Origin of the sequence: Caulobacter sp. CCH9-E1, from assembly GCF_001556515.1 — a bacterium.
Classification (GTDB): Bacteria; Pseudomonadota; Alphaproteobacteria; order Caulobacterales; family Caulobacteraceae; genus Caulobacter.
Genome location: NZ_LSJA01000199.1, coordinates 1 through 13,634, shown reverse-complemented (window position 1 = coordinate 13,634; position 13,634 = coordinate 1). Strand labels below are relative to the sequence as shown.

Sequence of the window (13,634 nt, the reverse complement as noted above, 5' to 3'; positions counted from 1 at the left end):
CGCGATCTCTATGCGCGAGTGTTCGCGTTCCTGGACGCGGCCCTGCCGGGATCCGCCCTCGCGCCAGCGACGCCCGGCGGCGCGCCCACTCCAGCGACGGTCTCGCCATCCCCCTCGGCGATGCGCCCTTCCCAATGACGAACCCAGGCCTCAAGGGCTGCTGCGACCAGGATCTCCCCGTAGAAATCCTTCCACACCAGGGTCTCTGGCCGCAGCGCCGCCTCCAGGCGCGCCTTGTCGATCAGACCCTCCGCGACGAGACGCCCGTCCAGAAGCATCGGCCTAAGGGTTGGCAGGCTGGCGGCGATGCTTTTGCCGAAGAAGACGGTGATGTCGCCCTTGGACCGTCGCTCGGCCACGAGGGCCGGTAATCGATCGGAGAACGCGCGCCTTGCCAGGCGCCGGTCGCCTTCGCCGGCGCTGAGGATTGGGGCGGGAATCGAGAGACAGAGCTCGACCATCGGCTGGCCGAGCAAGGGATGAGCCAGGCGCGTGACGGCCCCGCGCCGCGTCCTGGCGACCACGTTCAAGCTGTTGACCAACCCCGCCACCTGGACCCGCTTGGCCGGCGCCAGCCCTTGCAGGTCGTCAAGCCAGGGATGGGCGACGCCGCGTGCGGCGTGGACGACGAACCGCTCTCTGCTCGCCGCCCCCTCCGTTGGCCGCCGCCCCCAGAACGCTTGACGGGCGAGACTCCAGACGGACCGGCGCGTGCGCCGCGCGACATCGCCGAGCGCGCGCAGGCGGCCGTCTTCGGTGACCGCGCCCTGCAGGATGTCCGCCGCGATCTCGGCCGCGCCGAGCTGGTAGAACACCACGTCGCCGCCGTGGCCGGTGAAAAGCACCTGCGCCTTCAATCGCTCGGCTTCGGCGAGCAAAAGGCGATCGTACTCCGGGTCCAGGGCGTTCAGGCTCGGGCGCAGGCCCGTCGCGCCAAAGGCAAAGTCGTCTGACGCCAGGGCGAAGGGCGAGCGTTGAACCGTTGTCAGCGGCACGCCGATCGCGTCGGCGACGGCGCGCGCCCAGAGGCGCTCGTCGCCTTGCGCCTGATCGCGATAGAAGTTGATCGCGCCAGTGGGACGCCGACCGGCCCGGGCGAGCGCGGTGGCGACGATCGCCGAGTCCAGTCCGCCGGAGATTTCACAGAGCATCGTCTCGGCATCGCTGGCCTCAGCCGCGACGCTGACGTCCACCCAGCGCCTGAGCGCGTCAGCAGGATCGTCCGGCGGCCTGCGCTCGCGCACGATCCGGGCTGGCGACCAAAGGCGCAGGGATTCGCCCGCGCCGACACCATGCCGGCACTCTCCGGGGTCAACGCCCAGGACGCCGCTCAGCGGCGGGGCCGCGCCGGTCCGGCGAGGATCGTCCAGGAGATCGCCGACCCGGCGCCAATCGATCGCAAGCCCTAGCGGCGCGGCCAGGCCCCTGGGGGCTTCTGATCCAATCAAGGTGACGCCGTCCCGGCGCCAGATGAAGGCCTCGACCTGACCGGTAGGATCGCGCAGCACGACCGGCGGGTCGGGGCGTCGCGGGGCCAGCACCGCCACGTAGCCGCCCCAAGCGCTCTGGATGAGGCGCGAGACCGCCTCGATGGGATCCAGATCGACCAGGCCATCGAGCTGAGGTTGGCGCGCCTCCCCAGCCTCTCCCGCCGCTCGATCGAATACGCGCCCCAGCAAGACGCCACCGACGCCGTGCGCGCCGGCAAGCGGCAGGACCGGCAGCGGCGCGGCGCCCTTGACCAGCACCGCCAGGGCATAGGCCTTGACGACATGGCGCCATCCTTGCCGCGCGACCAGGTCTTCGAGCATGGCGTCGAAGGCGGCGGCGGTGGCGCCGGGCGTGCGGACCAGAACGATATAGCCCATGGCTCAGACCACCAGGATCGGGTGGTAGGCGGACAGGCGCTCGGCCTCGTCGTCCAAGACCGCGTCCTCGACCTGTAGCCAGCAATGAGCGTCGAAAGGCCAGACGCTGACGCCAAAGACCCAGGCTGCGTCGTGCCCGAGCGCGCGAAGATAGGCGCGCAGCATGTGGCTGCGAAAAAGGCAGGCGCCGTCGATCGGGAGCCACGGCGTCAGGCGTCGGTAGGCCGCCAGATCGTCGAGGAAGTCAGGCGAGAGCGCCTGGGCCTGGGCGGGCGGTCCGGCAATGAGCTGCGCGAACGGCCGGTACCGGCCGGCGCGCGCGACGAGGACCGCGTGCGCCAGGGCGCGCCATCGCCGCACGGTCGCACGCGCGTCGATCGTCTCGAGGTGCTCCAGGATCCGACGCGCCGTGCGCGCCACCGGCGCGACACAGGCCGGCTCTGTCGTCGGGAGCGTCCCGCGCTCGGCCAATCGCGCCTCAACCAGCGCTCGCGCCAGCGGTTCGGGCGCGCCGTGCACCTGGCCGTCCGGGTCGATAACCACGCCCCTGATCGCGGGCAGGCAGAAATAGGCGTCGGCTTCGGCGTCGAGCAACACCAGGTCGTCCTCGACGCTGACTCCGCGCACGTGTCGGGCCAGGCACAGCGACATGCTGCCTCCAGAGACTTTGGGAAAGACAGGGAGCCGGCGCCGCGCGGCGCCGGCGCGCCCGCTAGACAGGGTCGTAGTAGAGCGGCAGGCCTTCTTCCATGTGCATAGTGCCGCCGCCGGCTCGGGTCAGGGCCATGGCGCTGCCGAGGCGGATCAGTCGAGGCATGGAGGTCATTGGACCGTCTCCATGAGCGTATGCCGCGCAAAAGCGCGATGAGACGGCGCGCCGTCGGATTGTGACCGGCAGGCGCGCCGCACGGAAGACGGCGTCCGCGAGCGGGCGCCGTCCGCGCCGGGTTCAGAGCGGGTCGTACCGGATGAACTCGACGGACTCGGCCTTCAGGGTGCCGCCGCTGGCCTGGGTCAGCTGCTTGGCCGAGCCGAGGCGGATCAGTTGCAGGGAGTCACGCATCGCAGGTCTCCTTTCGTTCAGCCGCGGGTTGCGGCTTAATCAGGAGGCGACGCGGAGGTGGTATATTCAAACTATATCCGGGCTATATCTGCAGCCGCTCGAGGGTCGCCGAAAGAACCCGCGCCGCGCCCTGGATGCGCCGGCGGTAGAAGGCCCGGGCGAGCGCGCGCAAGCGGCCGGGGTCGGGATAGGCCTGCGCCAGTTCGGCCATGACCGCCTCGGTGTCGCCGATCACCAGGGCTTCGGCCGCAATAAACACCGACAGGGGCTCACGCGTGCGCCGCAAAGCAGCCAGCAGGGTGCGGTCTCCGGCCAGGGCCACGATCACATCGAAGACCTGGTTGGGATCCTCGCCGTCGATCAGCGGCCAGGACGCGCGCCTTACCGGCCCAACGCCACGAGCCGCACCGCCCCGGGCATCGGCCGACAAAGCGGCCAGGACGTGGGCCAGGTTCAAGCGATAGAGTTCGGCCAGGCTCGTGGCGTCATGCGAGCGGCCGACATAGCCGGTCCGGGTGCGGACGATCAGACCTTCGCCGGCCAACCATGCCAGAGCTTCTCGCACCGGGGTCTGGCTGACGCCAAGCGCCTTGGCGAGCAGATTGATGGCCAGGGCCCGGCCCTGCAGCCCCTCCCCCTCCCGAAGCTTCAGCCGAATGGCTTCCAACGCCCGCTCGAACGGATCGCGATCACGGCTCACGACATCCCCACCACAAAGCGGCAAGCGTGAACGTCCCGCTTCCTGGCTGTCGAGGCGCGAAGGGCGCGATGCGCCACCAGGCGGTCAAATGTGTTCGCTCAGAGACTCAACCGGTGGGTGGAAACCAGAAGACGACGGCTCTTCCCCCAGAATCGTGCGGATTGGTTCGCATGGTTTAGAGCAAACCCGTCGCCGATCCCGCGACGGGCGCCGGAATTCGCAAAAACCTGCCCACCTGCACGCAATTGCAACCTTCGGTCATTGATCCGGCTGCGGACGAGCGCCAGATTGCAATTCTGCCTTAGGTTGACCGCGTGTGGTTGCGGAGTGAGCATGTCCCAGCAGGATATCAGCTATGCCCGGCAGTCGGAGTTGCTGTCCACAATCCTCAAGAAGATCCGGGTCATACGAAGGCTCACCCAGGTCGAAGTCGCCGAGGCGATGGGCATCGCCGAGAAGACCTACGAGAACTTCGAGGCGGGTCGAGGACGCTTGCACTTCGACCGCATCAAGCGGTTCGCGGAGGTGACACGCAGCGACGCCTTGGCGATCGTCCACGGCGTCATGTTCGAGGATCCGGAAGTGGCCTACCGGGCGATGGACAACAAGTCGTCCATGATCCTTTGGCTGGCCCACCGGGAGTTCAGCGCCGAGGCCGGAGACGCCGGCGCCCTGCTCCCGGGGACCGCCATTTTCGAGGCCTTCCGGCAGGCATTCGCCCATCTAAAGGCCTTGTTGGCGCGGCGCCGCGACGGGGCCGAGCACTGGCTCGAACGAGAGATCGGCCGGCTCTACCGCAGCGGTGACGCTTCGGAAACTTGACCCAGGCCTAGGCGGGCGGCGGTTTGTCGACCGGCGTCTCGGCCCGGCGGAACCAGACCAGCGGCAGCACCCCATCCTCGGCGGCCATGATCCGGCCGCTCACCGGCTCGGGCCAGGTCGGGTCGTCGATCTTGACGCTGAGCACCGCGCCGCTGGCGTCATTGACCCGCCAGCCTGCCCCGCACTCGCGCTGCCCCGACCAGGCGATGAAGTCCGGGGCCTTGGCCGAGAACTTCTCGGCTGGGGTCAGGGTGATGAGCGCGTCGCTGGCGAAGGTGTCCAGCTTGCCGGTGAAGCCGTCGCCGTCGCGACGGAATTGGCCGATGGTCATCATGAGGTTCTCCTTTTTGCGCTGTCGTGGTCCCCGCCTGGACGATGCCGGCGCCCGACCGGCGGCGGCTCGAGAGACCAGCTGGGGGGAGTTGAGCTGGTCGGACGAGCCGCCGCCTCGCCGCGCTCCGGGGGGAACGAGAGCGCCGCGACGCGCGGGTGCGAAACGGACGCCTGGGCGGGCGGTTGGTGGCGTCCTCGCGAGACCCGCAAGACCCTTGTGTGCCAGCGCCCAAAGGCTCTCAAGGCGCCCAGGACGCCAGTCGTAGAAAGACAGGCCATGGCGTGGAAACGGCGGCTCCGCCCCACGCCGAGCCCCGCTGAAGGCCGGCTTGAAACATCCCCGGCGCGCCGCGCCCGCCCCGCCGGATCGGCGGGGCGGGCTGACCGCCTTAGTCCTCCTTGGGGCCGGTGCTACGCGACCAGACCAGGGTGTGGACCGTCTCGATGACCACCAGGGCGGCGTTGATCGCCGCGCCGAACGAGGGGTCGTCCAGCTTGACCGACAGGTACTCGTTGTTGTCCTTGCTCGTCTTCTTCCAGGCGGCCCCGAGATTGGCGGCGCCGGCGGTGATGCGGAAATCGGGGCTCTTGTCGCTGGGCTTGTCGGCGACCGGGCGGATCTGGACCTTCTTGAGGTTGATGGCCAGGGTGTGGATCTCGCCCGTGAACGAGCCGTCAGCGTTGGCGGTGAAGGCGCCGATGGTGGACATGGTGGTCTCTCCGATCTGAACCGGGCCGCGCCGATCGCGGCCTCGATGGCGATCGCTGGACCGGGGCTTAAAGTCCGCCCCGCAGAGCGCGCCCCGCCCGTCCAAGCCGTGCTTGCGGGCGCGCTCCCGGAGCCTTGCGGAGGACCGAAGGCGTTGAAGTTTCTTGTCTCGCGAGGAATGGGGCGCCTGCGCCCCAAGGGAAGAAAGTCCAAGGCCAAGGTTGCGGGGACGGACCGGTCCCCGGTCAGATCAGGCCAGAAGAGGACGCGGTCGACGCGCCCGGCTCAGATTTTCATGGAGAGACCGCCTGTTCATCTCGGCGCCGGAACGACAACCCTGGCGGCTGGTTCAGCGGCGAGATCCACACCCTGACCATCGGCCTCGAGAGTCCAGGTCCGCCCGGTTGCCGACAAGTCCGCGACATGAGCTCGGGCTTTCGCATCACCTGCGGGAATGCCGGGTTCGGGCCGCCGGACGATGACGAGTAAGGATGACAGCGAGCACCAGTTGGTCAGCCTGGACGTCCCTTGTTCGGCGCGGCGATCAACGCCGCCCTGGCGATCGTCGAGAAGGCGACCCCCTGGTCTGGTCGCGCAGCACTGGCCCCGAGGTGGACTAAGGCGGTCAACCCGCCCCGCTGATCCGGTGGGGCGGGCGCGGCGCGCCGGTCCTTCAGCCCGTCACTCGATCCCTGCCCTCGCGCGGTCCACTGGGCGCTGACGTCTTGATCCGAGGCTGACTGGCGAAGCGCGCGACGCAGGCTATAGGCAGGGACATGCCCGCTCCCGTCGTCATCGGCGTCATCATCGCCTGCACCGCGCCGACCGTTCACGACGGCGATACCCTGCGCTGCGGGAAGACGTATGTTCGGCTGTTCGGCGTCGACGCCCCGGAAGTGCGGCGCGGCAAGACGGCGGCGGAGCCCTTGGCCTACGAGGCTCGCGATTTGCTTTTCAGCCTGACCCGCGAGCGGGTCGGCTGTCGGGTTGTGGCGGCGGACCGCTACGGCCGGCAAGTGGCCAAGTGCTGGTCGAGCGCCAGTCCTGACCTCAACGCCGCGATGATCCGGTCGGGCCTGGCGACGGAGTGGCGCCGCTACAGCAAGGGCGCTTACGCCGCCGCGCAGGACGAGGCGCGCATCGCTAAACGTGGCAACTGGGCACCGGGGGCGACGGCGCGCCCGGCCCGCTGACCCCGCAGGCGCTAGACCTTGGCGTCCTCGCGGCTCTTGAGGTCTTCGAATGACTTGGGGTCTTCGCCCATCGCCACGGCCTCGGCGCGCGTCCACACCCTCGTCTCGCGGCCCTTGGCGACCTTGATCTGAATTCCGCGCGTACGAATGCCGCGTCCTAGCGTGGTGCAGCAGGTCGAAAGGTTGGCGCCGACCCAGTCATCCCGGTCGAAGGTGATCAGGCCGGGACGCTCGCCATCGTCGCCGGTCTTCTCGAAGGCGGCTTGCATCTCTTCGAGGATGCGGTCGATCTGATCCTGAGTCATCGAGCGGCGATAGGTCGATTCCGCGCGTCGCCGACCGTCGATCCAGACCATCAGCCCGATGGTCCACAGGAAAGCGGGCGACGCCAAACGAAAGCGGCCGATCCCAAAGGATCGGCCGCGCCGGTCTTGCCGAAAAGATGACGGGTGGCCGCAAGGCCGCCCGTCCCTCCCTACTCGGCCGCGTCCAGCAGAGCCGCGACCTCAGCCTCGTCCGCTGCGGTCTGTTCGGCCTCGCCGCCGCCCAAGACATCGTCCACGTCGGGCGCGACCTCCTCGGCCTCGTCTTGAGCGCCCGCCCCCTCGGGCGCCCCGGCCTCGGGGGTCGGGCCTTGATCGTCGTCCTCGGCGGACGCCTCGGCACGCGGACTGACGGTGCGCAGGACGGGCGGCAGCCATCCGGCTTCGACCAGCAGCGGCTCGGCCGCCTCGACCATCTGCGGCTTCTTCAAGCCCGACAGCCGCCCCGCCACCTCGGCCGACACACCATCGCCGACCGCCGCCATGATCTGGGCCTTGGTGACGCGGTCCAGGTAGCGCACGGCGGTCGGCCTCCAGTAGGCCCGCATGTCGAGATCAAGCGCCGTGGCCAGGGTCTCGACATGGGCCAGGATCGTTCGCTCACGACGCTCCCAGGTGCGCAGGCCATCGAGCGTCAGGCTCACGCAGTGGGCGAGCAGACAGGCGCGGCTGTCGGCGTCGAGCCCGACCACGAACGCCCAGATGTCCTCGGGGGCGCCGGGGACTTGGCGCGCCCAATGGCTGTGGCGTTCGGCGATGGAGAGCCCCGCCGGGCTTTCCTCGATGCCTTCGCCAAAGCCATTGAGGTTGCGCGACCCCCAACGGATGTCGAGGCAGGTCGCCGGAACGCCGAGGGCGAAGACCCGGCTGACCAGAGCGTGGACCAGGGCGAGTTGGGCAAGGTCCGGGTCCTGGGCCAGGGCGTCGCGAAGGGCCGCGGTGCGATGGGCGGTCAGTTCGGCGATCACGCGGTCGGGCAGCGGCGCGGCGGCGTCACCGTCGGGCTCGTCGATGTCGTCGTCTTCGCCGCCGTCGTCTGCGTCGCCGTCGCCGTCTTCTTCGTCCCTGTCGTCGTCTTCGCCGAGGAATGGGCCGTGATCATCGGCGCCGTCCTGCCCGTCATCGGCCTCGTCTTCCGGTTCGGGCGCGGGCTCGTCCTCGGGGCGGACAAAGCCCCGGTCGATCCGCACGTCGCCGTAGGGCAGCAACACCACCATAACACCGGCTCGCGCCTTCTCTTGCGCCGTGTGGCCGAAGTCGTCGCCCAGCGCCTCCAGTTCGGCTTCGATGGCCTCGAAGCGCGCGGCGACCTCGGGCGGCAGCGGGTCTGCCTCGGCCCACTGCTCGGTCAGGGCCGCCTCTTCAGCCTGCAATGCGTTCACGGCGGCGACCGCCTCGGGCGTGCGCTCAAGCGCGTGTTCCCAGATACGGGCCAGGCCGTGGCCGTGCGGGAATTCGAGGTGAGCGCTCGCCCACTTCCAGCCCTCACGGTCGCGGATGTCCTGGGCCAGAGCGGCGAGCTTTTCGCCGACCAGGCGGTCGAGCAGAACGACGTCCTCGACCCAGCCGTCGTTGTCCTCGGTAAAGAGGTCGCGCAGCACCGGGCCGCCCGCCGCGACATAGGCGTCCAGCCCTAAGAAGCGCACGCGGCGGTCGTCGGCCCCCACCTTCATCTCGGTCATGAGGCGACGGATGGCGTAGGGCTGGCGATTGCCCGGCGACAGCTGCTCATAGACCTGCATCTGCCGCACCGGATCGGGATTGACCGCGAAGGCGGTCACCTGATCGAGGGTCAGGACCCCTTCGCGATAGAGGTCGAGCAGCGCGGGCGACACCGCGCCGAGCCGCAGGTGCTTGCGCACGGTCTCGGGGCTTGGCCCGAACCGCGCGCTCAGCTCCTCGGCGCTGTAGCCCTTGCGCTCGGCGAGGTCCTTGTAGGCTTCGTACTGGTCAGCCGGGTGCATCGGTTCGCGGCTAAGGTTCTCGTCCATTGAGACCTCGGACGGGTCGTTGACCGTATCGACCACGCAGCGAACCGGCGCCCCCTTGGCCAACCGCTTGCGCTGGGCCAGCAGGCGTAGGGCTTGGCGACGCCCTTCGCCCGCGCTGACGAGGTAGTAGCCGGTTTCGCGCCCATCCTTGATCTCGGGTTCGACGACGAGCGGTTGCAGCACGCCCTTGTAGGTGATTGAGGCCGCGCGGGACTCGATCACCTGGGCGCTGTGACCGACGCGTCGGACGTTGCGAGGCGAGGCTTTCAGGCGGTTCAAGGGAATGTCCCGAACCTCGCCGTACTGGACGACGATCTGGCTGGGCTTGGCGGCCGAAGCGTCAGCGACGGTCGCGCGGGTTTCTTGGGGGGTCATGTCTGCCTCCTTGGGCAAGGGTTGCAGGCACGCGGAAGGCGCGCCTGAAACCCTGCCAAGCGGCGAGCGCGGGGGTGCAAACGGAGGGGCGTCTTCGCGGGGACCCGCCTGCAGGACGCGACCTGGCGATGGCTGATCCCTGTCGACACGGCCGAAGGTGGGCGGAAGACGATCCGAAGTGCGCTGGGGGCGGAGCCCCAAGCCACGGCCGCGGCAGCGGCCAAACAAGCCAAAACTCAGTCGGCCGATCTTATCGCGGATCCGGCCTTCGCAGAGATGGGCCCTCGATCGCGGCCAGGGCGGCTAGCCAGGCCGGCGTATCGGGTTCGGCCGTCACAGAGATGGACCCTCGTGGCCTTATCGTCGCAGCGCGCCCACCGCGCCTCGCGCTGTGACCCATAGGCCAAGAACACTCGTAGTGATCCGAGCAACCGAACATCGACCTTCCGCCGACAGGCCAAGCTTGCACCAGGCTGCGGGTCGAGCGACTTGGTATTGGCGGCCTGGCATTGGACCGTCATGGTGACCCAAACGGCCAGGACGCTTTTGATGCCCAGACCCAGCAAGATCGACGAGGAGAGGTGGCGCACCGCGCTTGCCCTGGTGATCGTCGAGACGGGCATGCGCAACTCTCGCCTAGAGGAGCTGCACGCGGGAATCTTCCCGACTTCGGCGGTCGGCGACTACAGCGACGTCAAGGTCGTCACGCCCTACGGCGAGATCCCCTGGTCGCGGCTTTCGCGGCTGTGCGACGAGGAAATGAAGTCGCTGATGATCGAGGTGGTCAATCGCGTCTACACGATCTTGATGAATCCCGAGCCCTTCAAGCGACTAATGGGGGCCGCGCGTTGGAACAAGCCCGAGCCCGATCCGGCCCTGATGGATGTCATCGCCCGCTGGGAGGCCAGGCAGCGTGGGATTTCGGACGAGGAGATCTGGGCGAAGTGGCCTCTGGACGAGTCCAAGCGCCCGCCGCCGATCCGCATGGAGCAACGAACGGCCGCCTATGAGGCCGAGCTCGACGAACCACGGGAGCACTGGTCGTTCGAGGCGACGCCAGGAAGCCTGCGGGCCCTGGCCGAGGCTCCGGTTGCCGACGCGGCCTGGATCGCCAAGGCCCGCGAGGCCCTGCGGCTGGGGGCCGAGGAATGGGAGCGCGATCGGATGACGATCCTAGACGAGGAAGACGCAGCCTATCTGCGCGACGAAACGTGACAACCCAGCAGCGAAGACGCAGGCTCGCGCCTTCGATTCCCACACGGAGCCTACAAGATGAACGTTTCGGATCTCGTCGACGCCGCCGTCGCGGCTGAACCCAAGCTCACCAAGGCCCAGGCGAAGGCCATCATCGATGGCGTGTTCAAGTCGCTCGCGGACGCGGCGGTGAAGGGCGAGGAAGTCTCGATTCCCGGCTTTGGCAAGTTCAAGGTCCAAGCCAAGCCCGCGCGCACGGGTCGCAACCCTTCGACCGGCGCGAGCATCGAGATCGCCGCCAGCAAGAAAGTTGCCTTCTCGCCGGCCAAGCAGCTGAAGGACGCGGTGAATTCCTAATCTTTCGGGCAAGGGGCCATCGACAAAATGGCCCCTTCGCTGGACAAACGCGTCGGTGGACGGCGGTCAGAACAAGCCAGCCGTGCGTCCGCCCCACGGTGCTGTCCCATCTCAACGACCTTAGCCGAAGCCCTGGCCCACGCCCGTAAGCTCTGCCGGACGCTGGCGAGCGCGCCCCTCCCCCAGGTTCGCGCCAAGGAGGTTTTCCAGACCTTGGTGCGTGCGCACGATTGGAGCCCGGCTTAGAAGAGAGATCATCGCCTTTGGGCGGTGGCTCGACAACCGTCCCGCGCCCGGCGCGATCAATGAGCGCTACGAGCGGATGCTGAACGCCCTCTAGGGTTCAGCGCCGGAGGCGGCCCAACCCAGCCGCCGTGACCAAAGGTCTTGTACGCCGCCACGATCAGGCCCGCCACGCCCGCCAGCGCCTGGAAGCGGAGCCCCAAGCCTTTCCAAGCTGGAGGCTCGCCGTGGGCGAGCCGTCGCTACGTCGGATCTACGCGGGTTGGTGTCAGACCGGCTAGTCGAAGAGCCCTCCCAGGAAGCCCCGACGCCGGCCGTGGCCACCACCGTGACCGCCGCCGTGCTTTCCGCCCCCGTGCTTTCCACCGTGGCCGCCGCGATCATGATCACCGCGATACTCCCCTTCCCAGGGGCCGCCGTACTCGGGCGCCTGCTGACGCGGCGTCGGCGCGGGCTGAGGCGGCGGGGCCGCTTCATAGGCCATGCTGCGCTCGATGATCTTGTCGAGTTCGCCCCGATCCAGCCACACACCACGGCATTTCGGGCAGTAGTCGATCTCGATGCCTTGCCGATCCGTCATGACCAGATCGACGCGGCAGACGGGGCACAGCAGACCGCCTTCATGGCGGGCGGCGGACATCGTATCGGTCATTCGCAAGCTCCTCGGAACGGCTGCCCTGTGACGATGGCGACGGATTTTGGAACCCGCCAGGACTGACGGCCACTTAAGAACTCGCACGAGGCCATATAGTGGCGCTCGGCACGCTGGTTCCTGTCAAAGTATGGCGGAAAGACCTGCCCCTGTTGGAGACGTCCGTACGCCATGAAGGTTGATCCGACCGCGCTGTGGGAGACTGCCAACCACGTCTTCAACCTGGCCCTGGCCTTCATCCTGGCCTTGCCGGTCGGTTGGGATCGCGAGCGCGAGGAGCGCAGCGCTGGCATCCGGACGTTCCCGCTGGTCGCCATCGCCGCCTGCGGCTTCGTGCTGGTCGGCATCGCGGTGCTCGGCCGCGGATCGCCCGGCCAGGCCCGGATCATGGAAGGCCTGATCACCGGCGTAGGATTCATCGGTGGCGGGGCGATCCTCAAGCAAGGCGCCCGCGCATCCGGAACCGCGACCGCCGCCAGCCTCTGGGCGACCGGGGCGATGGGAGCGGCGGTCGGCTACGGCCTCTACGACATCGCCGTCGTGCTGGCCCTGACCACCTACCTGACCCTGCGGTTTGCCCGCCCGCTTAAGCAAGCCGCCCGCGATGATAAGGCCGACAGTGAGGCGACCGCTGGCGAGGATCGCGGCGAATATAGCTAGGCACTGGACCGTCCAGCGTCCCCGAACCGTTCCGGCGCTGCGGCTACAGCCGCCGCGCCGGAAGGTCTCGCCTGATTCCTCCGTAGTCGCCCTGAGCCAGGCTGGCGTGAGTGGCAGGCGACAGCCGCCGATTGATCGGATAAAGGCGCCGTCGTGAGCCGCTCGACCGCCATCGCCAGATTCTTGGCCCGCGACGCCTTCCTGGTGCTCGCGACCTTGGCGATCGCCCTCCGGATCATGCTCCCGGCCGGCTACATGCCAGGCCAGGCCACCGGCGACAGGCTGCCGTTCGCTCTGGTGCTCTGCACCGGCAACGGCCCCATGACCATCCAGCCCGGTGAAGACCTGGGGGCGCGCCACGGCGAGGCGCCGGGCGAGCCGTCCGCTCACGACACCCCCTGCCCGTTCGCCGCCCAGGGCGCCGCGGTCGCGCCGCCGACCATCACCGCCGTCGGCCAGGCCAAGGCCGTAGCCTATGCCGAACGGCCCTTGGCCGCCGCGGCGAACCTGACGCCCGGCCGAGGTCTTGCGGCCCCACCGCCTCCGCCGACCGGTCCTCCCAGCGTCCTGATCTGATCTCCGGCGGCCTTGCGCCGCCATCCGAGCCCGCGCGTTCGCGTCGAACCGCGCGCGGCAGATCGATCACGGCCGTCTCGCGCGGCCCAAGGACCTGAACAACGCCATGAAATCGCTCCTGCTGGCCGCCTCGGCCATTACCCTCTGCACGCCTGTCACCGCCCTGGCCGCCGATCTCGCGGCCGCCAACGACCAGACACCGGCCGATAGCCAAGTCTCGTCGGTCATCGTCACCGCCCGCCCGAACCCCGAGGACCCGCAGGTCGTCGCCGACGCCCGCCGACGGCTGTCGGAGACCCCCGGCGGCGTGTCGGTGGTCTCGCAAGAGAGCTACATCAGCCGCCAGGCCCTGGCGCTGGACGACATGCTGCGCGACGCCCCCGGCGTCTACGCCCAGCGCAAATGGGGCGGCGACATCCGCATCTCGATCCGCGGCTCTGGCATCGGCAACACCGTCCACAATCGCGGGCTGCTGCTGGCCCAGGACGGCGTGCCGCTGAATGAAGCCGATGGGTTTGGTGACAGCCAGGTCGCCGACCCGCTGAACACCCGCTACGCCGAGGTCTATCGCGGCG

Annotated in this window: 15 protein-coding genes; 7 read left to right on the top strand and 8 right to left on the bottom strand. The window is 68.8% G+C overall.

Annotation, left to right across the window (positions count from 1 at the left end; translation table 11 throughout):
• Positions 1-8: 8 nt before the first annotated feature.
• The 3 genes from AX690_RS22265 to AX690_RS11970 form a co-directional block, all read right to left on the bottom strand.
• Positions 9-1,868: an asparagine synthase C-terminal domain-containing protein gene (locus AX690_RS22265; RefSeq protein WP_082749669.1), complete on the bottom strand. Its 1,860-nt coding sequence runs from the start codon at positions 1,866-1,868 to the stop codon at positions 9-11.
• Positions 1,869-1,871: 3 nt separating this feature from the next.
• Positions 1,872-2,519, bottom strand: a complete 648-nt coding sequence (locus tag AX690_RS11975) for a lasso peptide biosynthesis B2 protein (RefSeq protein ID WP_062098567.1) — start codon at positions 2,517-2,519, stop codon at positions 1,872-1,874.
• A gap of 494 nt (positions 2,520-3,013) precedes the next feature.
• Entirely contained in the window at positions 3,014-3,631 is a 618-nt protein-coding gene (locus AX690_RS11970; protein WP_062098569.1) for a GntR family transcriptional regulator, read from the bottom strand.
• 333 nt (positions 3,632-3,964) lie between these two features.
• Between AX690_RS11970 and AX690_RS11965 the strand changes: the two genes are divergently transcribed.
• Positions 3,965-4,453, top strand: a complete 489-nt coding sequence (locus tag AX690_RS11965; RefSeq protein ID WP_062098571.1) for a helix-turn-helix transcriptional regulator — start codon at positions 3,965-3,967, stop codon at positions 4,451-4,453.
• 7 nt (positions 4,454-4,460) lie between these two features.
• Here AX690_RS11965 and AX690_RS11960 read toward each other — a convergent pair whose 3' ends face one another.
• Together AX690_RS11960 and AX690_RS11955 are read right to left on the bottom strand one after the other, a co-directional pair.
• Positions 4,461-4,787 carry a DUF736 family protein gene (locus AX690_RS11960; protein ID WP_062098573.1) on the bottom strand — a complete coding sequence of 109 codons (327 nt, stop codon included), beginning with the start codon at positions 4,785-4,787 and terminating at the stop codon, positions 4,461-4,463.
• Between the two features lie 388 nt (positions 4,788-5,175).
• Entirely contained in the window at positions 5,176-5,496 is a 321-nt protein-coding gene (locus AX690_RS11955) for a DUF736 domain-containing protein (RefSeq protein ID WP_062098575.1), read from the bottom strand.
• Between the two features lie 775 nt (positions 5,497-6,271).
• On the opposite strand from AX690_RS11955, the gene AX690_RS11950 reads away from it, so the two are divergent.
• Positions 6,272-6,688 (top strand): thermonuclease family protein, encoded by a 417-nt coding sequence (locus AX690_RS11950; RefSeq protein WP_062098577.1) that lies wholly within the window; start codon positions 6,272-6,274, stop codon positions 6,686-6,688.
• 11 nt (positions 6,689-6,699) lie between these two features.
• Here AX690_RS11950 and AX690_RS11945 read toward each other — a convergent pair whose 3' ends face one another.
• Together AX690_RS11945 and AX690_RS11940 are read right to left on the bottom strand one after the other, a co-directional pair.
• Complete coding sequence (locus tag AX690_RS11945; protein ID WP_062098579.1) at positions 6,700-7,080, bottom strand: hypothetical protein; 381 nt, start codon at positions 7,078-7,080, stop codon at positions 6,700-6,702.
• Between the two features lie 83 nt (positions 7,081-7,163).
• On the bottom strand, positions 7,164-9,377 hold the full coding sequence (locus tag AX690_RS11940) for a ParB/RepB/Spo0J family partition protein (protein WP_062098581.1): 2,214 nt from the start codon (positions 9,375-9,377) through the stop codon (positions 7,164-7,166).
• Between the two features lie 549 nt (positions 9,378-9,926).
• Here AX690_RS11940 and AX690_RS23315 point away from each other — a divergent pair.
• Both AX690_RS23315 and AX690_RS11930 read left to right on the top strand, forming a co-directional pair.
• Positions 9,927-10,592 carry a hypothetical protein gene (locus tag AX690_RS23315; protein WP_197425296.1) on the top strand — a complete coding sequence of 222 codons (666 nt, stop codon included), beginning with the start codon at positions 9,927-9,929 and terminating at the stop codon, positions 10,590-10,592.
• Between the two features lie 57 nt (positions 10,593-10,649).
• Positions 10,650-10,928 (top strand): HU family DNA-binding protein, encoded by a 279-nt coding sequence (locus tag AX690_RS11930; RefSeq protein WP_062098584.1) that lies wholly within the window; start codon positions 10,650-10,652, stop codon positions 10,926-10,928.
• 520 nt (positions 10,929-11,448) lie between these two features.
• Here the strand turns inward: AX690_RS11930 and AX690_RS11925 are convergent.
• Entirely contained in the window at positions 11,449-11,823 is a 375-nt protein-coding gene (locus tag AX690_RS11925; protein ID WP_062098586.1) for a zf-TFIIB domain-containing protein, read from the bottom strand.
• 171 nt (positions 11,824-11,994) lie between these two features.
• On the opposite strand from AX690_RS11925, the gene AX690_RS11920 reads away from it, so the two are divergent.
• The 3 genes from AX690_RS11920 to AX690_RS11910 all read left to right on the top strand — a co-directional run.
• Positions 11,995-12,483, top strand: coding sequence for an MgtC/SapB family protein (locus AX690_RS11920; RefSeq protein ID WP_062098588.1), 489 nt, complete (start codon positions 11,995-11,997; stop codon positions 12,481-12,483).
• Positions 12,484-12,636: 153 nt separating this feature from the next.
• Positions 12,637-13,059 carry a hypothetical protein gene (locus AX690_RS11915; protein ID WP_062098590.1) on the top strand — a complete coding sequence of 141 codons (423 nt, stop codon included), beginning with the start codon at positions 12,637-12,639 and terminating at the stop codon, positions 13,057-13,059.
• A 106-nt stretch (positions 13,060-13,165) separates the two neighbouring features.
• Positions 13,166-13,634: TonB-dependent receptor plug domain-containing protein (locus tag AX690_RS11910; protein WP_156449641.1), on the top strand; the 469-nt coding region annotated here is incomplete at its 3' end.